Raw genomic sequence first — 21,223 nt, forward strand, 5'->3', positions numbered from 1 at the left:
ATTCTCGCTCTCCTTGAAGACGCTTACTTCTTGAAGGAAATATTGCCGAAGCGCTTGTTGAACTTGGCGAGGCGACCGCCGGCATCCATCAGCTTGGCGTTGCCGCCGGTCCAGGCGGGATGCGAGGTGGAGTCGATCTCCAGCTTCAGCGTGTCGCCTTCCTTGCCCCAGGTGGAGCGCGTTTCGTACGTCGTACCGTCCGTCATCTCGACCGTGATGGTGTGATAATCGGGGTGGATCTCGTTCTTCATCTCTCTGTCGTTCCTAAACTGCCTCTACGGCGCCGCCGGTTTCCGACCGCCGGCACGAGGATGGATCGCGAAATTCGCGGGAAGCGCGCTCAATAAGGAAAAACGGATGCCGACGCAACCGCGGGCGGCGAACTGACGCATGGCAGCGTCGGGTGAACGGGGACGACGCTTGAGAATGCGGGATACGGCGCCTATAGCCCTGTCATGTCACGCCAAATCGGCACCTCCCTCCCGTCCGGCGATCCGGCTGTCAAAGCCAATGATGTCGCCATGCGTGCGCTGCTGGAGGACCTTCGCTCCCTCTCTTCCACCTTGGCGGAGGGCGGCCCGGCCCGCGCCCGCGAAAAGCATGTCGATCGCGGAAAATTGCTTCCGCGCGAGCGGGTCGAACGCCTGCTCGACCCCGGAACGGCATTTCTGGAGTTCTCGCTCCTGGCCGCGCACGGTGTCTACGAGGACGATGTTCCGGCTGCTGGCCTCATCACCGGCCTGGGCCAAGTTTCCGGCCGGCTGTGCGTCGTCGTGTGCAATGATGCCACGGTGAAGGGCGGGACCTATTACCCCCTGACGGTGAAGAAGCATCTGCGGGCGCAGGCGATCGCCCGCCAGAATGGCCTTCCCTGCATCTATCTGGTGGACAGCGGAGGCGCGAACCTCCCCAATCAGGACGAGGTGTTTCCGGACCGCGAGCATTTTGGACGCATCTTCTACAATCAGGCGACCATGTCTTCGGAGGGCATAGCGCAGATCGCCGTCGTCATGGGGTCCTGCACGGCGGGCGGCGCCTATGTTCCGGCCATGTCCGATCAGACGATCATTGTGAAGGAACAGGGCACGATCTTTCTGGGCGGGCCGCCACTGGTAAAGGCGGCGACCGGAGAAGAAGTGACAGCCGAGGAATTGGGTGGCGGCGATGTCCATGCCCGTCTCTCCGGCGTTGCCGACCATTTGGCGGCCGACGATCAGGATGCCCTTCGCCTGGCCCGGCAGATTGCGGCCACCCTCCCCCCGCGTCAGCCAGCGAACGTGAACCGGCGGGAGGCGAGGAATCCGCGCTTCGACCCGCAGGAGATTTACGGGCTCGTTCCGACTGACACGCGCCAGCAAATGGACGCGCGGGAGATCATTGCCCGCATTGTCGACGACAGCTCTCTCGATGAATTCAAGCCGCTCTACGGCGAGACTCTCATCACGGGGTTCGCGCATATCAATGGGCTGCCGGTTGGCATCATCGCCAATAACGGCATCCTGTTTTCTGAAAGCGCCCAAAAGGGGGCACATTTCATAGAGCTGTGCTGCCAGCGAAAGATTCCGCTCCTGTTCCTTCAAAACATCAGCGGTTTCATGGTCGGCAAGCGTTACGAGAATGAGGGGATCGCCCGGCACGGGGCAAAGCTGGTCACCGCGGTTGCCTGCGCCTCGGTCCCGAAACTGACGGTCGTCATCGGTGGCAGCTTCGGCGCCGGCAATTACGGCATGTGCGGGCGAGCCTACGATCCCAATTTTCTGTGGATGTGGCCGAATGCGCGCATCAGCGTGATGGGCGGCGAACAGGCCGCCTCCGTCCTTGCCGAAGTGAAGCGGGGCGGGTTCGAGAACGAACGCGAGCGCGAAGCCTTCAAGGCGCCCATTCGCGAGCAGTACGAGGCGCAGGGCCACCCCTATTATTCCTCGGCGCGCCTGTGGGATGACGGCATCATCGACCCCGCCGATACGCGGACCGTCGTGACGCTCGGGCTGGAAGCCGCACTGCAGAAGCCCGTCGGAGAAACGCGCTTTGGCGTGTTTCGGATGTGACCTGATGGGCAAGCTTCCTTCGTCCCCGATCCTTGATGCGACGCTCGACGAGAATAATGTCGCGCGGCTGACGATGAACCGGCCGGAGCGCCACAATGCGTTCAACGCGGAACTGATCGCGGCCTTGCATCAGGCATTCACGGCCGTCGCGAACATGCCTGCGGTTCGGGCCGTCGTACTGCGCGGGGAGGGGAAAAGTTTCTCCGCCGGTGCAGACCTTGAGTATATGAAGTCGGCGGGAGGCTGGACGGACGAGGAAAATCAACAGGATGGCCGAAGGCTTTCCGACATGCTGCAAAGTATTTCCACTTGTCCGGCGCCGGTCATCGCCGTTGCGAAAGGCGGCGTTTATGGCGGAGGCGTCGGCCTGATCGCTTGCTCGCACATGGTTGTTGCGATCGACGGCGCGACCTTTCGACTGTCGGAAGTTCGGCTGGGACTTACGCCGGCCACTATCTCGCCGTTTGTAATCTCGGCATTGGGGCCGCGTCGCAGCCGGCAGCTTTTCATGAGCGCGGAACCGTTCGGCGCTTCTGAAGCGGAGGCGTGGGGACTGGTGCACCGCGCCGTCGCGGACGAAAAGGCAGCGGATGCCCAGGTCGCGACGTGGGTGGACCTGATCCTCGAAGCCGCCCCAGGCGCAGTGACTGCCGCGCGCGAGCTGGTCGACGATTATGCCGGGCGTGAGATTACCGACGAACTTCGCGCGGACAGCGCGAAGCGGATCGCCAAGCGCCGCGCGTCGGCCCAAGGCCGGGAGGGTCTCTCCGCCTTTCTTGAAAAGCGCAAACCGAACTGGAATCCCGATGCGTAAGCTTTTGATCGCCAATCGCGGGGAGATTGCAAGGCGCGTCATTCGCACCGCGCGGCGCATGGGCATCGAGACGGTTGCGGTCTATTCCGATGCCGACCGCGACGCGCCGCACGTGCGTGACGCCGACGAGGCCGTGCACATCGGTCCTGCCCCCGCGGCGGAGTCCTACTTGCGGATCGATCGGATCGTCGACGCCGCGAGGCGAACGGGTGCGGATGCAGTTCATCCGGGCTATGGATTTCTGTCGGAAAACGCCGCCTTTGCGCGTGCTCTGTCCGAAGCGGGGATTCTCTTTGTGGGGCCGAAGGCCACGTCCATCGAACGCATGGGACTGAAGGATGCTGCAAAAGCCCTGATGAAGAAGGCCGGGGTTCCCGTCACGCCGGGTTATCAGGGCGAGGACCAATCCTTGCAGCGTCTCGAAAAGGCGGCGCAGTCGGTCGGCTATCCCCTCCTGATCAAGGCGGTGGCCGGCGGCGGTGGCAAGGGCATGCGCCGCGTCGATAGCGAGGCGGAGTTCGCCGATGCGCTCATCGCTGCAAAGCGGGAGGGCGAAGCCAGCTTCGGCAACGACAATGTCCTTATCGAGAGGCTGATCCAGCGCCCCCGCCATGTCGAGGTTCAGGTGTTCGGCGACGCAAAGGGGAATGTCGTCCATCTGTTCGAACGCGACTGTTCTCTGCAGCGCCGGCATCAGAAGGTCGTCGAGGAAGCGCCCGCTCCGGGCCTGTCGCCGCGTACCCGTCAGGCGCTTGGTGAAGCAGCGGTTCGGGCCGCAAAGGCGATCGACTATCTGGGCGCGGGCACGATCGAGTTCATTCTCGATACGGAAACGACCGATGAGAATGGAGATAATCCGTTCTACTTCATGGAGATGAACACGCGTCTTCAGGTGGAGCATCCAGTCACGGAGCTCATCACCGGCACAGACCTTGTCGAATGGCAGATTCGGGTCGCGCGCGGGGAATCTCTCCCCAAGTGTCAGGAAGAGCTTTCGGTCTCTGGCCATGCGGTCGAGGCCCGGCTCTATGCGGAGGACCCGGCCACCGGCTTCCTGCCCTCCACAGGCCCCCTGGACCGGCTCGATTTCCCTCGCGAGTCCGGAGGCGTGCGCATCGACAGCGGCGTCGAGGAGGGCGGTGCCGTGACAGTGCATTACGACCCGATGATCGCCAAGGTCATCGCCTGCGGTCCCAGCCGCGACGCTGCGATCGATCGGCTCGTGTCGGCGCTCGACGCAACGATCGTCGAAGGTGTGAAGACGAATCGGGCGTTCCTCGCCCGGCTGATCGACGACGGGGAATTTCGCAGCGGCGCAGTTCATACCGGCCTCATTGAACAGAGGCTGGAAGCGCTGACCGAACTGCCTGACGCTTCCGGGCCGGCGGCTGCAGTCGCCGCGCTTGCCCTGACACTTCCGCGCGGCAAAGCGGACGCGCCGACGCTCTTTTCGGACTTCCCCGGCTGGAGGATGAATCTGCCGGCCCGCCGCTACGTCGATCTCTTCCCCGAGGACGGCGAACCCATGCATCTGATGCTGGAGCGCGCGGATGGCGGCTACCGCGTCAGTGGTTGCGACAGTTCCGAAATGCTTAGCGGTCGCTGGCGCGACGATACTCATATCGAGGCCGTCGTGGACGGAACGCCGATGCTTGCTATTGTGGTCTTCGATGAAGACTCGCTCGAGGTCCGTATCGGCGGAGAGGCCCGGCGCTATGGGACATCGGCTGCAGCGGTGGAGGGACCCGCGGGAGGCGACGGAAGCGTCGTGGCGCCCATGCCCGGCCGTGTCCTGAATCTGTTCGTCGAGAACGGCAAAATGGTCGAAGCGGGCGAACGGCTTCTGGTGCTGGAGGCGATGAAGATGGAGAACCGCCTGACGGCGCCCATCGGCGGCCGCGTTGTCGACCTCAGCATCACCGAGGGCAACCAGGTTAGCGAAGGTGCTGTCCTGCTGACGATAGAACCGGCTGACTGACCCCTGCCCCCACTACGGCGTTGTAGCCGCTTGAACATGCTTTGAAGATGAGGACCAACGACGTGAAGACCCTGCAATTCAATCACGGCGAGACCATCGACATGCTGCGCGACAGCGTACGTGGCTGGGCAAAGGACAATCTGGCGCCGCGCGCGGCCGAAATCGATGCCACGAACCGCTTCCCGCGCGATCTCTGGCCGGCACTCGGAGACCTTGGACTGCACGGAATCACGGTGCCCGAGGCGTTTGGCGGAGCCGGGCTTGGCTATTTGGCGCATACCATCGCGATGGAGGAGATCAGCCGTGCATCCGCCTCGGTCGGGCTCAGCTACGGTGCGCACTCCAACCTTTGCATCAACCAGATCGCGCGCTGGGGCACCGACGCGCAGAAGCGGAAATATCTTCCGCCCCTGATTTCCGGCGAGCATGTCGGGTCCCTCGCCATGTCCGAACCCGGCGCCGGTTCGGACGTGGTGTCGATGAAACTGCGGGCCGAAAAGCGTAACGACCGTTACGTTCTCACCGGCAACAAGATGTGGATTACCAACGGTCCCGAGGCGAGCACGCTGGTCGTTTATGCGAAGACCGACCCGGCCGCCGGCCCGAAGGGTATCACCGCATTCCTGATCGAACGCGATATGCCCGGCTTCTCGACCGCGCAAAAGCTGGACAAGCTCGGGATGCGCGGATCCGACACTTGCGAACTGGTGTTCGAAAATTGCGAGGTGCCGTATGACAACGTCCTGGGTGAAGAAGGGCGCGGCGCCCAGGTCTTGATGTCCGGCCTCGATTACGAACGGGTCGTTCTGTCCGGTGGACCGCTCGGGATCATGCAAGCCTGCCTTGATGTGGTCATTCCCTATGCCCACGAGCGCAAGCAGTTCGGAAAACCCATTGGCGAGTTCCAGCTCATGCAGGGAAAGATCGCGGACATGTATGTCGCGCTGAACACGGCCCGGGCCTATGTCTATGCCGTCGCGGAAGCGTGCGATCGGGGAGAAACCGCGCGCAAGGATGCCGCGGGTGCCATTCTCTATTCCGCCGAACAGGCAACCCGCTGCGCATTGGAGGCGATCCAGGCCCTCGGCGGCAATGGTTACATCAACGAATATCCAACCGGCCGATTGCTGCGCGACGCAAAACTGTATGAGATCGGCGCGGGTACGAGCGAAATCCGGCGCTACCTGATCGGGCGGGAGCTGTTCGAGGAAACCGCCTGATCATTGGGCGCAATGGGGGCAGAAAACAGAAAGGGCGCCCGCCTTCGCAATGAGGACGACGCCCGTTCCTGAGCTGAACTGAACGCGCGCGAGCGGCTCAGGCGTCGGCAATCATTGCCGTGAAACTCGCCTCAGCTGTGGTCCTGCCATCGACCGAAGCCTTGCCGGCGAACTTGCACACTTTCGCCCGCTGTTGCACGAACGCGACATCGAGATGGAGAAGGCAGCCCGGCTCGACGGGCGCTCGGAATTTCGCCGCCTCGATGGCCATGAAGTAGACGAGCTTGCCCTCCGCCTCCGAACCCAACGTCTTCATCGCAAGGATGCCGGCGGCCTGAGCTAGCGCCTCTACCTGCAGGACGCCCGGCATGATCGGACGGCCGGGGAAATGCCCCTGAAAGAAGGGCTCGTTCATCGTCACGCCCTTCACGGCGCGAATGGTCTCCCCCTTCGTCAGGGTCTCGACCCGATCGACAAGCAACATGGGATAGCGATGCGGCAGTGCGCCGACGATCTCCTGAATCGTCAGCGCACCCAGTTCTTCCTGACCCACGGAAACTTACTGCTGCGGCTGTGCCGGCTGCTGGGATTGGCGTGCCGCCTGCAGGGTCTGGCCAGGCTGCCAGCCCTGCGGCGGCGCCGTCTGCACGCTCTGGACGAGCGAATTCAGCTGCGCCACCGTCTCGTCGGTCAGGTTGGCTGCAGCGGGATCGGCGGCGAGCACGGCGGCTTCCGGACGCAGCACGATGCCGACGCCGGCCTGCTGCATCGCCGCGCGCACGGCAGCGGTCAACTGCACCTGCACCTGCTCCGCAGCATAGGCCTGGGCGAGACTGATCGGCTGCTCCAGTGTGCCAAGCTCTTGCTGGGCCGCCTGCTGCACCTGCTGAATCTGCTGCGCCTGCTGCCGCAGCGCGTTCTGGTCGGCATTTTCCTGCGAAGCGGTCTGCTGATAGGTCTGCTGCAGGCCCTGAAGCTGCGTTTGCAGGGCCTGACGGCGCGTGTCGATCTGCTGGATCTGCGAGGCATATTGCTGACGGATTGCCTGCACGGCGTTCTGATAGGCCTGGCTCTGGACGATCGCACCCTCCACATCGACGATGGCGACGGACTGCACCTGCGCCGCGACCGGAGCGGCGACGGAAAGCGAAGCGGAAGCCAGCGCGGCGGCACCGGCAAGAATCTTCAAAGTCTTCATTAGAACGTGGTTCCTACATTGAATTGGAAGAGTTGGGTATCGTCACCCTCCTGCTTGACGATAGCCTTGGCGAGATCGAAGCGGAACGGGCCGAAGGGCGAGTTCCAGCTTGTGCCGATGCCGACGGACACGCGGGGGCTGGGCGAATCGCCGAAGAAGCGCTCCTCGACGCCGGGGGAGCCGACGACGACCTCGTTTCCGTCCTCGTCGATGAATGTCCGCTCGATAACCGGCTGATTGATAAGCTGGGTGCTGGGATCGAAGTCGACGTCCCACAGTGCACCGACATCGACGAACAGCGACGGGCGGATGCCCATCTCAGACAGACCCTGGCTGATCGGCACCTGCAATTCCGCGCGGCCGAGATAGTAGGCCTCGCCGCCAAGCGCATCGTCCTGCCGGCGGCGGCTGTCGTCCTGCAGCACGACAAAGCCGGGTTCGCCGTTCAGGTTCGGGACGGGAATCGCACCGGGCGTATCCTCTGTCGCCTCCTGATAGTAGCGCCGGATGACGCGTGGACCGAGACCGCGAATGTCGAAGCCGCGCATGCGCGGTTCGCCCAGGAAGAAGCGGTCGTTGATACGAATATCGTCGCCGCCATAACCTGCGATGAAACCGCCCTCGATGCCGAGATTGAAGATGAAGTTGGAGCGGCCCACCCGCCAATATTTGTCCGCGTCGACGGTCGTGCGGAGATATTTGATGCCGCCAAGACCCGCCACATCCTGGCTAAGGACAACGCGCTGTCCCCGCGTCGGGCGGATTCGGTTGTCGGTGTTGTCGAAAGCAACGCTGAACCCGATGGACGATGTCAGACGGTTGCCCAGTGCATCGCAGAGGAAGCGGCCGGCGCGAAGCGGATCGCACTCGTCGTCATCGAGCGATCCGGAACCATCGAAATCGCTGAAATAAACTCCGCGATCGAGCGTGATGTCGTCGACCTGAAGATTGTAACGCAGCGACGCCGACCAGAATTCCGTGATCGGGAAGCCGGTGCGGACCTGGCCGCCCGTCGTCGACTGCTCATAGGTCGATTGGCGATCGCTGTTGCGGAAGTTGAAGCTGTTCAGGTCTCGGCGGAAAAGATCGACGCCAAGCGCAAGGTTGCGGTCGAAGAGATAGGGCTCGGTAAAGCCGAGCTGCACGGACTTCGAGTAACTCGAATAGTTGACCGAGGCGCGCAGCTCCTGGCCGAGACCGCGAAAGTTCTTCTGGCGAATGGATCCGCTGACCAGAAACCGTTCCAGACTGGAGAAGCCGGCGGAAAGCTGAAGCTCGCCAGTGGCCTGCTCCTGGGCGTTGACCTCCAGAATGACCTTGTCCGGACCGCTACCCTGCTTCTGTTCGATCGCCAGATCTTCCTGGAAGAAGCCCAGCGAGCGGATGCGCGCTTCCGAACGCTTGACGAGGAAGCTGTTGAATGCATCGCCCTCGACCAGACGAAACTCGCGGCGAACCACGCGGTCCTTGGTGATGACGTTGCCATTGATGTCGATCCGCTCGACATAGACGCGCGGCGCCTCTCGAATTACGAAGACGACATCCATCGTCAGGTCTTCGCGGTTGCGCGTGAACTGCGGCTGCACGTCGGCAAAGGCATAGCCCAACAGGCCCGCCGTTTCCTGCATGCGGTCGATCGCGTCCTCGATCAGCTTCGCATTGTACGGATCGCCGGACCGAATACCGAGGAGCGACTGGAACGCCTTCTCGTCGATGTCGCGAATCTCGGATTCCAGCCCGACCTCGCCGAAATCGTAGCGCTCGCCCTCATCGACCACATAGGTGATGACGAAATCTTCGTTGTTCGGAGTGAGCTCGGCAACCGAGGAAACAACACGAAAGTCGGCATAGCCCTCGGTCAGGTAGAACTGGCGGAGAACCTGCTGGTCATAGGCGGATCGATCGGGGTCGTACGTATCGTTCGAAGTGAAGATGCGATACCACTTGGCTTCCTTCGTCGCCATTTCGCCGCGAAGCTCGCCGTCGGAAAACTTCTCGTTACCGATGATGTTGATGCTGCGAACCTTGGACTTCGGACCCTCGGTGATCTTGAAGACCACATCGACCCGGTTCTGGTCGAGCGGCACGATCAGCGGTTCGACGGAAGCCGAGAAGCGCCCTTGGCGCCGGTAGAGTTCGGTGATCCGGGCGACATCGCTACGCGCCTTCGCGCGCGTGAAGATCTGCCGCGGCGCCAGGCGGATCTCCGGCGCGATCTTATCGTCCTTCAGCCGCCGGTTGTCCTCGAGAATGATGCGGTTGACGACCGGGTTTTCGCGCACGTTGATCACCAGATCGCCGTTCCGGTCGGTGATGGTGGCGTCGGCGAAGAGGGAGGTATCGAAAAGCGCCTTTAGCGCCTGGTCAAGACGGTTACGGTCATACGTGTCGCCTGCGGAAAGCCCCGTATAGGATGCAACCGTCTCCGGCTCGATGCGTTCGCTGCCCCGGATGGTGATGGACCGCACGGTGCGCGTTTCCTGTGCATTCGCAGCAGGCGTCGCGATGTCGGCGGCGTTCGTCGCCGGAGCCGGCGAATTTATCGGCGCAGATACGGGCGCAGGTTCTGAAATCGGAGCGGACGCTGTGGAGCCGACTGTACCCGGAACCACCAGGTCGCCGCTCGCCCCGGCATCCGGAGATACGGGGGGTTGAGGCTGCGCCGGATTGGGATCGGGAGCGGACTCCTCGAACGCGGTGCCCGCCGTACCCGCATCCTGTGCATAGGCCGGTACCGAGAGCGCGAACGGCGCTGCGCCCATCAGAAGGATCGACACGGCCCGTGACCGCGTTTCGGCAAAACCGTTGATCAAACCAGTATACCCTTTTTCACCCATACGCCTGACCAGCGTGACGTCACCCGAACAATTTCAGCGCGCTCTGCCACACGCCAAAGGAGGCCAGATCGTTCACCGTCACGACGAGCATGAAAGAGATCACGAGCGCGAAGCCTGCCATGAATGCCCATTGTTGAGCCTGTTCGGGCAGTGGACGCCCGCGAATGCCCTCGGCTGCATAAAGGGCTAGATGCCCGCCGTCGAGCATTGGAATGGGCAGCAAGTTGATGAAGCCCAGGTTTATTGAAATGAGCGCCATCAAACTGATGAAGGCCGGAGGTCCCGCTGTGGCGACCTCGCCCGAAATCTTCGCGATTTTCAGGGGGCCGCCCAGCTCCTTCACGCTCCGGTCCCCAGCAATCAGATAGCCGAGAAGATCGACCATGGAGCGTACGACGCGAAATGTCTGCTCCGTGCCCAGGACCAAGGCCTCGCCGGGACCGACGGACCGCTCCTCGACCTCCTGCGTCGAAACGACGCCGAGCTGGCCGACCCGCCCCTCATTGCCGAAGGCGTCCGTCACCGTCACGACCTTCGGCGTCAGCACCGCCGTGAAGCGGGCATCGCCTCGCACATAGGATATTTCGGTGCTGTTCCCCGGATTCAGCGTGACTTCCCCCACAAGCTCCTGGAAGCTCTCGATCTCCCGACCGCCGAAGGCAATGATCCGGTCGCCGGACTGCAGGCCCGCCTCGGCAGCCGCGCTGTCCGGCATCACTTCGGCCACGACCGGCGGCCGAAAGGAATGCCCATAGATCAGCAGAAACGCCGCGAAGATCAGGATGGCGAACAGGAAGTTGATCAGCGGCCCCGCCACCACGATCAGCGCGCGCTGCCACAAGGGTTTGAAGGCAAAATACTGGTCCCGCTGCTCCTCGGGAATATCGTCCAGCCCTTGCGATCCGGCGCCGGCGGCGTTCGCGTCCCCGGCAAACTTGACATAGCCGCCCAGCGGCAGCGCCGCGACCTGCCACACGGTCCCGCGCTTGTCGGTCCAGCTTGCGATCCGCTTGCCGAAACCGAGGGAGAAGCTGTCGATCCGCGTTCCGAAGGCCCGGCCCATCAGATAATGCCCGAATTCATGCACCGCGACGAGCGGCCCGATCATGAGCACGAACATGAGGACGGTGAACAGAAAACCGGGCTGTTCGATGGCACCGGTCATGCGCGTTTCTCCCATTCGTCCGCGATGCGCGCCGCTACCGAACGCGCCCGCGCGTCGCAATCGACGACCTCGTCAAGGTGGCCGGCGGGGCAGTTCCCGACCGCGGCCAGCGTTTCTTCGCACAGCGCCGGAATATCGAGAAAGCCGATGCGGCGATCCAAAAAACGTTCCACGGCCACCTCGTTAGAGGCATTCAGCACAACAGGAGATGAACCGCCTGCCCTCAGCGCGGCCCGGGCCAGCCGAAGAGCTGGAAAGCGGCGCTCGTCTGCGGCCTCGAACGTCAGCTTGGCTGCCGCGATCATGTCCAGCTTTTCCGCCGGCGTCTCAATTCGGTCCGGATAGGCCATGGCATAGGCGATGGGCGTCTTCATGTCGGGCGTGCCGAGCTGCGCGAGGAGCGAACCGTCGACATATTCGACGAACGAATGAACGATCGACTGCGGATGCACGACGATGTCGATCTGCGGCTCTGCGATCGGAAAAAGCCGTTCCGCCTCGATCATCTCGAGGCCCTTGTTCATCAGCGTCGCGCTGTCGACGGAGATTTTCGCGCCCATCGACCAGACGGGGTGAGCAACGGCCTGTTCGGGCGTGACGCTACGCATATCCTCGGTCGACATCTGCCGGAACGGTCCGCCGCTGGCCGTCAGAATGATGCGGGCGACGCGTTCGGGACGCTCGAAATCGAACACCTGAAAGATCGCGTTGTGTTCGCTGTCCACGGGCAGCAAACGGGCGCCCGAACGCGCTGCAGCCGCCAGGATCAACGGTCCGGCGCAAACAAGCGCCTCCTTATTGGCGATCGCGATGATACCCCCGCGCTCTGCCGCGCGGAGCGTGGGAAGAAGCCCCGCCGCGCCAACGATGGCCGCCAACGTCACTTCGACGGGCCGCGACGCGGCCTCCACCAGCGCCGCCCGCCCGGCGGATACCTCCACTCCGGTTCCCGCGAGGGCCTGGACCAGTTCATCCCGCTTGCTTTCGTCGCAAATGACGACGTGACGCGCGCCGCATTGCCCTGCAAGCTCCGCCAGACGCTTGGCATTGGTGTTCGCGGTCAGCGTATCGACCTGCCACCGCGCAGGATCGTGCGCAATCAGGGCAAGCGCCGCTTCGCCGACCGATCCGGTGGCACCAAAAATCGTCACGCTACGCATCAGAACTGCAGCAGCCAGACTGCACCGGCGACGATCAAAGAGACGGGAACGAGGCCATCGAGACGGTCCATGACACCGCCATGACCGGGCAGAAGATTGCCTGAATCCTTGACCCCTGCCCTGCGTTTGAGATGGCTTTCATAAAAATCACCGATTTGCGCTGCAACGGCCAGAACCGCACCGAGGATTATGGCCAGCACCAAAGAGAAGGGAAGCGTCAGAAGAGCGGTCAACCCCGCCGAAACCGCCGCGGAGCCCGCCATCCCGCCGATCAGCCCCGCCCAGGTCTTCGACGGACTGATCCGCGGAGCCAGCTTGGGACCGCCAATGGTACGTCCTGCAAAATAGGCACAGATGTCCGTCGCCCACACGATCGCCAGCGTCCAGATCAGGATGCTCATGCCCTGCTCCTGGCTTCGCAGCCAAATCAGCGCCAGCGCCGGCGCGCCGGCATAGACGATCCCGATGGACGCCGAGCGGTCGCGAAAGGCGTAGATCGCCGCCGTGACGGCCAGGGCGGCAGCGCCTAGAAGAATCAGGCCCTCATTCGCCAGGACCATCGCGGCGGCGATGCCGACATAACCCGACAGCCGGGCAGAACGGCGCGTCCCGTGCATGCGCCCCCATTCGCGAAACATGAGCAGCGCCGCGAGGCCGATCAGGAAGTTGAAGAACAGGCCGCCCTGCCACCCACCCAGAAGGGCGATGGCGATCAGCGCGATACCGACAATCGCGCGCGGGGCGAGATCCTTGTACCGCACCCTCAGCGAAGGGCGAGGTTCAGAGTCCGCCATATCGTCTGTCGCGCGCTCTGAACGCAGCGCACGCTTCCGCAAGGGCATGTTTGTCGAAATCAGGCCAAAGCGTCGGCGTGAACACGAATTCGGCATAGGCGGCTTGCCACATCAGAAAGTTCGAAAGCCGCATCTCGCCGGACGTCCGCACGATCAGGTCGGGCGGTGGTAAACCGGCGGTATCGAGGTGCGCTTCGAAAAAAGCCTCGTCGATGGCGTCCGGATCGATCTTGCCGGCGGCCGCGTCGACGGCAATTCTGCGCGCAGCACGCAGGATCTCGTCCTGACTGCCGTAATTGAGCGCGATTACGAGCTTCAATCCCTTATTGCCCGCCGTGCGGTCGAGCGCACCGCGAAGGAGCGTCACCAGTTCGCCGGGAAGCTGCTCCCAATCCCCGATGAAACGCAGCTCGACTTCATTTGCATCGAGTTCGGCAATCTCGCTGAGAAGATACTGTTTCAGCAGGCCGAACAAATAGCCGACTTCATCCTGCGGCCGCTTCCAGTTTTCCGACGAAAAAGCGTAGAGGGTCAGAACGTCGATGCCAAGTTCCGGCGCCCCCTCGACCACGCTGCGGACGGAATCGGCACCCGCCTTGTGCCCGGCCACTCGCGGCAGGCGGCGCGCCTTCGCCCAGCGTCCGTTGCCATCCATGATGAGGGCAACATGGCGCGGCGCTCCGGAACCGGCGCTGTCGGGGCCCGCCGCCCCGCTCGAGGCGGGCCGCGCCGTCACTGCGCCATGATTTCCTTTTCCTTGGCCGCCATGACGTCGTCGATCTCGGAGATGCGCGCGTCCGTCATCTTCTGCACCTCGGCCTCACCGCGCTTCTGATCGTCCTGGCCGATCTCGCCCTTCTTCTCCGCGGTCTTCAGCGATTCCATGCCATCGCGGCGGACATTGCGAACGGCGACCTTCGCCTTCTCGCTATATTGAGAGGCAAGCTTGGCAAGTTCGCGGCGGCGCTCCTCGGTCATATCCGGAATGGGAAGGCGCAGCGTCTGTCCATCGACGATGGGATTGAGGCCGAGCCCGGCGGAACGGATGGCCTTGTCGACGGCGTTCACGTTCGACTTGTCCCACACGTTGACGGACAGCAGCCGCGGCTCAGGCGCCGTTACGGTGGCCACCTGATTCAGCGGCATTTTCGCGCCGTACACCTCGACCTGTACCGGGTCGAGCAGCACCGTGCTGGCCCGGCCCGTGCGCAGACCCGACAGATCGCCCTTCAGCGCCTCAACCGCGCCGGCCATGCGGCGTTCCAGGTCACTCTTGTCATATCCGTCAGCCATGGCCCGTCATCTTTCCCTTAAGAATTTTCTACGATGGTCGAGGTGCCCTCGCCGTTCAGAACGCGCGCAAGGTTTCCCTGCTCGCGAATATTGAAGACGACGATGGGAATATCATTGTCGCGGCAGACGGCAACGGCGGACGCATCCATGACCTTCAGATTGTCCGACAGAACGCGATCGAACGACAGCGTATCGTAACGCTCAGCCGCCGCATCCTTCTTGGGATCGGCCGTATAGACGCCGTCGACGCTGGTGCCCTTGAACAGCGCGTCGCACTGCATTTCCGCCGCCCGCAGCGCCGCGGCGGTGTCGGTCGTGAAGAACGGATTGCCCGTCCCGGCCGCGAAAATAACGATGCGCCCCTTTTCCATGTGCCGCATGGCGCGCCGTCGAATATAGGGCTCGCAGATGCTGGACATGGGGATGGCGGACTGGACGCGCGTATCGACGCCCAGCTTCTCCAGAGCGTTCTGGACCGCGAGGGCGTTCATCACCGTCGCCAGCATGCCCATATAGTCGGCGCTGGCGCGGTCGAACCCCTGGTCCGCCGCGGCCAGGCCGCGAAAGATATTGCCGCCGCCGACGACGACGCACAGCTCATAGCCGGCTGCCTGCGCCAGTTTGATCTCCTCGGCAACGCGCTGCGCCGTCTCGGTTTCAATCCCGAACTGCTGGTCGCCCATCAGGGCCTCTCCGGACAGTTTCAGGAGTATGCGCTTGAATTCTGGGCGCGGCATCGGCCGTCATGCTCCTGTGATGTGGGATGTCAGCGAGGTTCGCGGACCATAGAGACGCAAAAGAGGCGCGGCAAGCAGGCCGCACCCCGGAAGACGTGAACCGGCAGGCGGCCTCATGCCCCCTGCCGGTCGCCGTCATGCTACTGTCCGGCGGCTGCCGCCACCTCGGCCGCGAAGTCGCTCTCTTCGCGCTCGATGCCTTCGCCCAGCTGAAAGCGGACATAGTCCTTGATCTTGATTTCGGCGCCGAGCTCCTTGCCCTTCGCCGCGACCACGTCGGCAACCTTGGCCTTGCCATCGATGACGTAGACCTGTCCCAGCAGCGTATTCTCGCTGACGAACTTCTTTACCGAACCCTCGACCATTTTCTCGACGATGTTGTCCGGCTTGCCGCTTTCGCGCGCCTTCTCGGTTGCAATCTGGCGCTCGCGCTCGACCGCTTCCGGATCGACGCCGCTCTCATCCAGGGCCAGCGGGAAGGCCGCCGCGATGTGCATGGCGAGCTGGCGTCCGAAATCCTCGAGCGCCTCCTTGTCGGCCTTGCTCTCCAGCGCAACGAGCACGCCGATCTTGCCCAGGCCGGGCGCCATCTGATTGTGCACATAGGCGGACACCGTACCCTCATCGACGGATACGACGGCCGCGCGGCGCAGCGACTGGTTCTCGCCGATTTTGGCGATGTTGTCCGTCAGCGTATCTTCGACGGTTGCGCCGCCGGGCATTGCCTCGCCCTTCAGGGCATCGACGTCAGCGATACGCTTCTGAAGCGCGATGCCGGTAACCTCGGACACGAAGCCCTGGAAACGGTCGTTCTTCGCAACGAAGTCCGTTTCGGAGTTCACCTCAACGGCCGCACCGACCGTACCGGCCGTCGCAACGCCAACGAGACCCTCGGCGGCCGTACGGCTCGATTTCTTCTGCGCCGCGGCAAGGCCCTTCGTGCGCAGCCAATCGACAGCCGCATCCATGTCGCCGTTCGTTTCGTTCAGTGCTTTCTTGCAGTCCATCATGCCCGCGCCGGACTGTTCGCGCAGGCTCTTGACCATCGATGCCGTGATTTCGGCCATGGGAAATCCTTTCGAATAGAGATCGGTAAAGGTCCGGGGCGGCAGCGGCCCCTCACCCGAGGATGCCGCGCCTGCCACCGGACCGTTACGGTTTGGGGACGCCGAAAGGCATCCGCTTACGCCGTGGCCTCCGCAGGCTCCTCGCTCGCCTCGGCAGCCGGCGCCTCTGCGGCAGCGTCCGGGGCAGCTTCGCCCGTGAACTCGGCCTGGCTGACGGCCTCACCCGTACCGGTGCACGCGTCGGCGATCAGGTCGCAGTAAAGGCGAATGGCCCGCGCCGCGTCGTCATTCCCCGGAACCGGGAAGGCGATGCCCGTCGGATCGGAGTTCGAGTCGAGGATCGCGATAACCGGGATGCCCAGTACGTTCGCTTCCTTAACGGCCAGATCTTCCTTGTTCGTGTCGATGACGAACATCAGGTCCGGCAGGCCGCCCATATCGCGAATGCCGCCCAGCGACGCCTCGAACTTGTCGCGCTGGCGCGTCATCTGCAGGACTTCCTTCTTCGTGAAGCCCGACGTGTCACCGGAAAGCGTTTCTTCCAGCTCCTTGTACTTCTTGATGGAATTGGAAATCGTCTTCCAATTGGTCAGCATGCCGCCGAGCCAGCGGTGATTGACGTAATGCTGACCGGCGCGCTGCGCGGCCTCCTTGATCGGCTCCTGGGCCTGGCGCTTCGTGCCGACGAACAGGATCTTGCCGCCCGCATTCGTCGTCGCGCGAACAAAATCGAGCGCGCGCTGGAACAGCGGCACGGTCTGCGACAGGTCGATGATGTGCACATTGTTGCGATCGCCGAAAATATACGGCTTCATCTTCGGGTTCCAGCGATGCGTCTGGTGGCCGAAGTGGGTGCCGGCTTCAAGCAGCGCCGACATCTGCACATTGGGTGCAGCCATGGATAGTCTCCTTCCGGTTGATACCTCGATGCGGAAGGAAAGCGGCCCCGTGCCGCTCACCGGATATGTGCCCGCATCTGTGGGATGGCGCGCGAGATAAGGGAGCGCCCCCCTCTTGGCAAGTGCGAAGATATCGCTTCAGCGGACGAAGCGGGCGGCAAGCTCCACATGGGTCGACCAGCGGAACTGCCCAATCGGCCGCACCTCCGTCAGCGCATAGCCACCACGAACAAGCGTTGCGGCGTCGCGTGCGAAGGTGCTCGGGTTGCAGGAGACATAGGCGACAACCGGCACCTTGGATGCGGCAAGCGCCTCGACCTGCGCCTTCGCGCCGGCGCGTGGCGGGTCCAGCACGACTGCGCCGTAGCCCGCGAGTTCCTTCGCGGTCATGGGGCGCCTGAACAGGTCGCGGTGAAGGGTGCGCACCCGCCGCTTCGCTCGCCGCGCCGCTGCCTCCAGCGCTGCCACCGCGGGTCCGGCGGCGTCCGCCGCGAGCACCTCGGCTTCCGCGGACAGGGGCAGCGCGAACGTCCCCAGGCCGCAGAAGAGGTCAGCGACGCGTCCGGCGCCGCTTGTGAAATCAAGCGCAGCCGCGACCAGGGCCGCCTCTCCATCCGCCGTGGCTTGAAGGAAGGTCGCGGGCGGCATCGCCACATCCACACCGCCGAACGTCTGAACCGGCTTCCCCCGCTGCAAAACGATGTCCGTCCGTCCGCCATCCTCCACGCTGACGCGGGCGACAGGGATGGTCGGCTCCCATTCGGCGAAGGCATGCACGACCTCACGCGAAGGCGACAGATTGCTGATTAGAATGTCGGCACCCCCGGTCGCCTCCGTCAGAGTGACCCCGCAGATCCAGCGCTTCGGCATCAGCGCGGACAGGATGGGCCGCAACTCCTGCGCCAGCGTGAAGAGGTCGGGCGTCAGCACATGACACTCCTGCAGATCGACGACGGCGCGGCTGCTTTCCTCGTTGAACCCGAGCGCAAGGGTGCCGTCTCGCATTTCCGCCCGCATGGCCGCCCGGCGGCGGGAGCGTGGGGGAGACAGATGCGGGTCTGCGACCATTTCGGCCTCCACGCCCGCAGACTGCAGGGCGCCGACGACACGCCCCTTCACGAAGTTCGCGAGCACCTCCTCGTCCCCATGCTGAAGCTGGCAACCGCCGCAGCGCCCGAAATGCTCGCAAACCGGCGCCGCGCGGTGCGGGCCCGGCATGACGTCCTCGCCGACGATGCGGTCGCCGGGAACCGCGCCCGGAAGATAGCGCCCATCCGCCGTGACACCGTCACCGCGCGCGGCCAGACGGACGACAACCGTCTCACCGCTCTGCCTGGCCCTTTCCGCAATCATAACAGGTCCAGCAAGTCTTCCGCGATCAGCGAGTCCGTGGCACGAAGGCCGGCATCGCCTTGGCGCCAAACGCCCGCGCATGCCGCAACGAAGGCATCACCGCGCATAGCGAACTCAGCGGCGACGATTCCAGCCAGCACGTCGCCGCTTCCAGCGACGGCAAGCCGGGGATGCGCATGATCGTTGATGATGGCCCGTCCACCGGGCGCAGCAATGACCGTATCGCGCCCTTTCAGCACCACCACGCTCCCGCACAGGTCCGCAGCCCGCCGCACACGGTCGATCTTGGAGCCGTTCAGCTCACCGAACAAGCGGCCGAACTCCCCCTCATGAGGGGTCAGGATCGCATCGAGGTCACGAAAGCGTTTCGGCTCGCCCGCGAACAGGCTGAACATGTCGCCGTCGATCACCATCGCACGTTGCTGCTCCAGCACGAACGCGGCAATCTCCGCCGCGTGATCGTCACGGCCCAGCCCGGGGCCGGCAATGATGACATCGACGCGGTCCAGGTCGAGGTCATGGAGGGCCCGATAAACGATGGACGTTGGCGGTCCCTGATCTCCGTTCTCCGCTCCAATCGTCACAAAGCCTGCGCCGCCGCGCTGCGCCGCGCGGGCCGACAGGAACGCCGCACCGGGCATGGCTCCTGCAGCCACCACGACATGCCCGCGATCATATTTGTGCGCCGTTGGAGCCACCGCCGCCTTTTCCGGAGCCTGGTTCCGAAAAAGCTCTGGCGAAGGCGGTGCCAGCCCGATGTCCACCCGCGTGATGCGGCCGACATGATCCGCCCCGGGTTGCAACAAATGGCCAGGCTTCAGCCAACCGAACGCGTAGGTTTCGTCGCAGCGCGGCGCATCTGGCAAAAGAGTTCCGTCGTCGCTGCCGACCCCGCTCGGCAGATCGAGGGCCAGCACCAGTTCCGCCGCCTCCGCATGCGTCAGCAGCGGTTTTAGGACGTCGGCGCCCAGCGTTCGGGACAGCCCCGTGCCGAACAGCGCATCCACGAGCACCGGACGCGATTTCGCTTGGTCAAGCGGCTGGACAGGTCCGCCCCACAGCTCAGCCGCGCGCTTGCACAAGTCGGTGCCCGGGCTCGCCAGGGCCGCAACGGCGACATTGACACCGAACCGTTTCAGCGCACTCGCCATCACATACCCGTCGCCGCCGTTGTTTCCGGGGCCGGCAAGCACGAGGACGCCGCGCCCCGCCGCCCGAATCGCCGCATGCCGCGCCGCTCCTTCGCCAGCCGCCTTCATGAGCCGCCACAAGCCTTCGCCGCCATTGGCTGTGCGATCCTCGAGCCGCCGCATCTGTTCCGCCGTTGCCACGGGGTCTCGCGAGGTCATGAGCCGGCACCTCCTTCGCCAAGCGCGGCCGACACGGCACCGACCGTCAGGTCCATCCAGCGGGCAAGGCCCCCGGCATCCGATAGATGGTCGTTGCGGATTTCCAGAAACAGATACGGTATTGCGCGCGGCTCCGCATGCCGCTGCATGGTGTAGCCGAAGCGGGCGCCCGAATAGGGCTCATTATCGCCAACGATCAGCCCCTGTCTCTCGAAATAGGCGATAGCCGCCCGCGCGGCACGATCGTCGCGGTCGTAGAGCAGGCCGCAATCCCAGGGTCGTTTCGAAGAGCCCCCCCGCATGCGAGAGGTGAAACTGTGGACGGAGAGGATCAGGCGGGGCGACTCATCGTCGAGGGCGCGTTCGACCCTGCGGTGATAGGCAGCATGAACGGCATGCCTGACCTCGAGTTGCTCAGCGGAGAGACGCTCATTGCCCGGGATGCGCGTTCCATCGCTAATCGCCGGCACCGCCGCGTCGTCGGAGGCCGGCCGGTTCAGATCGATAACGAGGCGCGAACAGCCGCCAAGGATCGCGGGCGCGCACTCCCTCTCCGCAACACCGCGCGCAACCGCCGCCGCACCGATGTCGATGCCGATATGACGGGTGCGATCCTCCTCGGAAATTCCGAGATCGACACCTGGCGGCACATAAGCCGTGGCGTGATCGGCGAGCACCAACAACCGATCCGCACGCGGGCCCACGACATATTCGAAGGCGCACCGTTCTGCGACAGATCTGTCAAAGCGAGGTGTGGAGCATCCGTTCATGCCCGCCCCTCTCGCTGTTCGGCGCGCAAAAGAAAAGGGCCGCGCCTGGGGAGGTATCGCGGCCCTTCTCAACCCGCCCGCGAAAGCGGGCCTTTTCCGTCTTGGCGGCGGCTTTACCGCTGCGCCAATTCCGTCGGCGTCAGGTCAAGAACCTTCAGCGCGCGGTCGAACTGCTTGGAAGCGGCACGTTCGTTACCGGCATCACAAAGTCGCACGCCGATATCGACCTTACGAAGTGCACGATTGGCATCGTTGGCATCAGCATTTGCTGCCGCAGCGCGAATATCCTGCGGCATCGTCTCACAAACAGACGGTTCGGCGGCATGTGCGGGGCCGACTGCAACCCCGACATTCAGGCCGGTAGCGAGCAGAGCGGCGATAGCGATCAGGGCATTTTTCACGAGATCCACCTTTCCATTCGAGTATCACTCAATCAACTGAGTTTCACTTTAAAGCGAAACTCAAAAGAAGACAAGGCTTTTCGAGTCAGAATCAGAACTATTTTTTGCATCTGCGAACTGGTTGCTGGAAAACCAGTTAT

20 protein-coding genes are annotated in these 21,223 nt (G+C 63.6%); 4 read left to right on the forward strand and 16 right to left on the reverse strand.

The genetic code is table 11. The annotated features are described in order from the left end of the window. Nucleotides 1-23: 23 nt before the first annotated feature. Nucleotides 24-251: a 50S ribosomal protein L31 gene (gene rpmE, locus C725_RS02410; protein ID WP_008599934.1), complete on the reverse strand. Its 228-nt coding sequence runs from the start codon at nucleotides 249-251 to the stop codon at nucleotides 24-26. 204 nt (nucleotides 252-455) lie between these two features. On the opposite strand from rpmE, the gene C725_RS02415 reads away from it, so the two are divergent. The 4 genes from C725_RS02415 to C725_RS02430 are packed head-to-tail and all read left to right on the forward strand — an operon-like array spanning nucleotide 456 to nucleotide 6,060. Further along, nucleotides 456-2,048: a carboxyl transferase domain-containing protein gene (locus C725_RS02415; protein WP_008599936.1), complete on the forward strand. Its 1,593-nt coding sequence runs from the start codon at nucleotides 456-458 to the stop codon at nucleotides 2,046-2,048. A gap of 4 nt (nucleotides 2,049-2,052) precedes the next feature. Next, entirely contained in the window at nucleotides 2,053-2,862 is an 810-nt protein-coding gene (locus C725_RS02420; RefSeq protein ID WP_008599938.1) for an enoyl-CoA hydratase-related protein, read from the forward strand. Continuing rightward, on the forward strand, nucleotides 2,855-4,840 hold the full coding sequence (locus C725_RS02425) for an acetyl/propionyl/methylcrotonyl-CoA carboxylase subunit alpha (protein ID WP_008599939.1): 1,986 nt from the start codon (nucleotides 2,855-2,857) through the stop codon (nucleotides 4,838-4,840). The genes C725_RS02420 and C725_RS02425 overlap by 8 nt, the downstream gene beginning before the upstream one ends. 47 nt (nucleotides 4,841-4,887) lie before the next feature. Next, nucleotides 4,888-6,060, forward strand: a complete 1,173-nt coding sequence (locus C725_RS02430; RefSeq protein ID WP_008599940.1) for an isovaleryl-CoA dehydrogenase — start codon at nucleotides 4,888-4,890, stop codon at nucleotides 6,058-6,060. Between the two features lie 97 nt (nucleotides 6,061-6,157). On the opposite strand, the gene fabZ is transcribed toward C725_RS02430, so the two are convergent. The 15 genes from fabZ to C725_RS02505 all read right to left on the reverse strand — a co-directional run bounded on the left by fabZ (nucleotide 6,158) and on the right by C725_RS02505 (nucleotide 21,083). Beyond that, a complete protein-coding gene (fabZ, locus tag C725_RS02435; protein WP_008599941.1) occupies nucleotides 6,158-6,613 on the reverse strand; it encodes a 3-hydroxyacyl-ACP dehydratase FabZ in 456 nt (151 codons plus the stop codon). A 6-nt stretch (nucleotides 6,614-6,619) separates the two neighbouring features. Continuing rightward, nucleotides 6,620-7,258 (reverse strand): OmpH family outer membrane protein, encoded by a 639-nt coding sequence (locus C725_RS02440; RefSeq protein WP_008599942.1) that lies wholly within the window; start codon nucleotides 7,256-7,258, stop codon nucleotides 6,620-6,622. After that, on the reverse strand, nucleotides 7,258-10,071 hold the full coding sequence (gene bamA, locus C725_RS02445; protein ID WP_008599944.1) for an outer membrane protein assembly factor BamA: 2,814 nt from the start codon (nucleotides 10,069-10,071) through the stop codon (nucleotides 7,258-7,260). Before bamA ends, C725_RS02440 begins: the two co-directional genes overlap by 1 nt. Before the next feature lie 43 nt (nucleotides 10,072-10,114). Continuing rightward, nucleotides 10,115-11,260, reverse strand: a complete 1,146-nt coding sequence (gene rseP, locus C725_RS02450; protein ID WP_008599945.1) for an RIP metalloprotease RseP — start codon at nucleotides 11,258-11,260, stop codon at nucleotides 10,115-10,117. Beyond that, the gene (gene dxr / locus C725_RS02455; RefSeq protein ID WP_008599946.1) at nucleotides 11,257-12,420 is read right to left on the reverse strand and encodes a 1-deoxy-D-xylulose-5-phosphate reductoisomerase; all 1,164 of its coding nucleotides are present in this window, start codon (nucleotides 12,418-12,420) and stop codon (nucleotides 11,257-11,259) included. Before dxr ends, rseP begins: the two co-directional genes overlap by 4 nt. Next, nucleotides 12,420-13,214, reverse strand: coding sequence for a phosphatidate cytidylyltransferase (locus C725_RS02460; protein ID WP_038281061.1), 795 nt, complete (start codon nucleotides 13,212-13,214; stop codon nucleotides 12,420-12,422). The genes dxr and C725_RS02460 overlap by 1 nt, the downstream gene beginning before the upstream one ends. Then, nucleotides 13,201-13,950 carry an isoprenyl transferase gene (locus C725_RS02465; protein ID WP_008599948.1) on the reverse strand — a complete coding sequence of 250 codons (750 nt, stop codon included), beginning with the start codon at nucleotides 13,948-13,950 and terminating at the stop codon, nucleotides 13,201-13,203. The genes C725_RS02460 and C725_RS02465 overlap by 14 nt, the downstream gene beginning before the upstream one ends. Further along, nucleotides 13,947-14,507 (reverse strand): ribosome recycling factor, encoded by a 561-nt coding sequence (frr, locus tag C725_RS02470; protein ID WP_008599949.1) that lies wholly within the window; start codon nucleotides 14,505-14,507, stop codon nucleotides 13,947-13,949. The genes C725_RS02465 and frr overlap by 4 nt, the downstream gene beginning before the upstream one ends. Nucleotides 14,508-14,524: 17 nt before the next feature. Next, on the reverse strand, nucleotides 14,525-15,244 hold the full coding sequence (gene pyrH, locus C725_RS02475; protein ID WP_008599950.1) for a UMP kinase: 720 nt from the start codon (nucleotides 15,242-15,244) through the stop codon (nucleotides 14,525-14,527). A gap of 140 nt (nucleotides 15,245-15,384) precedes the next feature. Continuing rightward, nucleotides 15,385-16,311, reverse strand: coding sequence for a translation elongation factor Ts (gene tsf / locus C725_RS02480; RefSeq protein WP_038281064.1), 927 nt, complete (start codon nucleotides 16,309-16,311; stop codon nucleotides 15,385-15,387). A gap of 116 nt (nucleotides 16,312-16,427) precedes the next feature. Continuing rightward, nucleotides 16,428-17,210 carry a 30S ribosomal protein S2 gene (gene rpsB / locus C725_RS02485; protein WP_008599952.1) on the reverse strand — a complete coding sequence of 261 codons (783 nt, stop codon included), beginning with the start codon at nucleotides 17,208-17,210 and terminating at the stop codon, nucleotides 16,428-16,430. Nucleotides 17,211-17,348: 138 nt separating this feature from the next. After that, a complete protein-coding gene (locus tag C725_RS02490) occupies nucleotides 17,349-18,563 on the reverse strand; it encodes a class I SAM-dependent RNA methyltransferase (protein ID WP_008599953.1) in 1,215 nt (404 codons plus the stop codon). Then, a complete protein-coding gene (locus tag C725_RS02495; protein WP_008599954.1) occupies nucleotides 18,560-19,912 on the reverse strand; it encodes an NAD(P)H-hydrate dehydratase in 1,353 nt (450 codons plus the stop codon). The genes C725_RS02490 and C725_RS02495 overlap by 4 nt, the downstream gene beginning before the upstream one ends. Beyond that, the gene (locus tag C725_RS02500) at nucleotides 19,909-20,589 is read right to left on the reverse strand and encodes an N-formylglutamate amidohydrolase (protein WP_008599955.1); all 681 of its coding nucleotides are present in this window, start codon (nucleotides 20,587-20,589) and stop codon (nucleotides 19,909-19,911) included. Before C725_RS02500 ends, C725_RS02495 begins: the two co-directional genes overlap by 4 nt. A gap of 206 nt (nucleotides 20,590-20,795) precedes the next feature. Continuing rightward, the gene (locus C725_RS02505) at nucleotides 20,796-21,083 is read right to left on the reverse strand and encodes a hypothetical protein (RefSeq protein WP_038281070.1); all 288 of its coding nucleotides are present in this window, start codon (nucleotides 21,081-21,083) and stop codon (nucleotides 20,796-20,798) included. Nucleotides 21,084-21,223: the final 140 nt, after the last annotated feature.

It is taken from the genome of Pacificimonas flava (assembly GCF_000342165.1).
GTDB classification, from domain to species: Bacteria; Pseudomonadota; Alphaproteobacteria; order Sphingomonadales; family Sphingomonadaceae; genus Pacificimonas; species Pacificimonas flava.

Bases quoted from the DNA above. Each gene is read 5' to 3' on its own strand.
- rpmE (WP_008599934.1), bottom strand. From the start codon at position 251: ATGAAGAACGAGATCCACCCCGATTATCACACCATCACGGTCGAGATG.
- C725_RS02415 (WP_008599936.1), top strand. From the start codon at position 456: ATGTCACGCCAAATCGGCACCTCCCTCCCGTCCGGCGATCCGGCTGTC.
- C725_RS02420 (WP_008599938.1), top strand. From the start codon at position 2,053: ATGGGCAAGCTTCCTTCGTCCCCGATCCTTGATGCGACGCTCGACGAG.
- C725_RS02425 (WP_008599939.1), top strand. From the start codon at position 2,855: ATGCGTAAGCTTTTGATCGCCAATCGCGGGGAGATTGCAAGGCGCGTC.
- C725_RS02430 (WP_008599940.1), top strand. From the start codon at position 4,888: ATGAGGACCAACGACGTGAAGACCCTGCAATTCAATCACGGCGAGACC.
- C725_RS02440 (WP_008599942.1), bottom strand. From the start codon at position 7,258: ATGAAGACTTTGAAGATTCTTGCCGGTGCCGCCGCGCTGGCTTCCGCT.
- rseP (WP_008599945.1), bottom strand. From the start codon at position 11,260: ATGACCGGTGCCATCGAACAGCCCGGTTTTCTGTTCACCGTCCTCATG.
- dxr (WP_008599946.1), bottom strand. From the start codon at position 12,420: ATGCGTAGCGTGACGATTTTTGGTGCCACCGGATCGGTCGGCGAAGCG.
- C725_RS02460 (WP_038281061.1), bottom strand. From the start codon at position 13,214: ATGGCGGACTCTGAACCTCGCCCTTCGCTGAGGGTGCGGTACAAGGAT.
- frr (WP_008599949.1), bottom strand. From the start codon at position 14,507: ATGGCTGACGGATATGACAAGAGTGACCTGGAACGCCGCATGGCCGGC.
- pyrH (WP_008599950.1), bottom strand. From the start codon at position 15,244: ATGCCGCGCCCAGAATTCAAGCGCATACTCCTGAAACTGTCCGGAGAG.
- tsf (WP_038281064.1), bottom strand. From the start codon at position 16,311: ATGGCCGAAATCACGGCATCGATGGTCAAGAGCCTGCGCGAACAGTCC.
- rpsB (WP_008599952.1), bottom strand. From the start codon at position 17,210: ATGGCTGCACCCAATGTGCAGATGTCGGCGCTGCTTGAAGCCGGCACC.
- C725_RS02490 (WP_008599953.1), bottom strand. From the start codon at position 18,563: ATGATTGCGGAAAGGGCCAGGCAGAGCGGTGAGACGGTTGTCGTCCGT.
- C725_RS02495 (WP_008599954.1), bottom strand. From the start codon at position 19,912: ATGACCTCGCGAGACCCCGTGGCAACGGCGGAACAGATGCGGCGGCTC.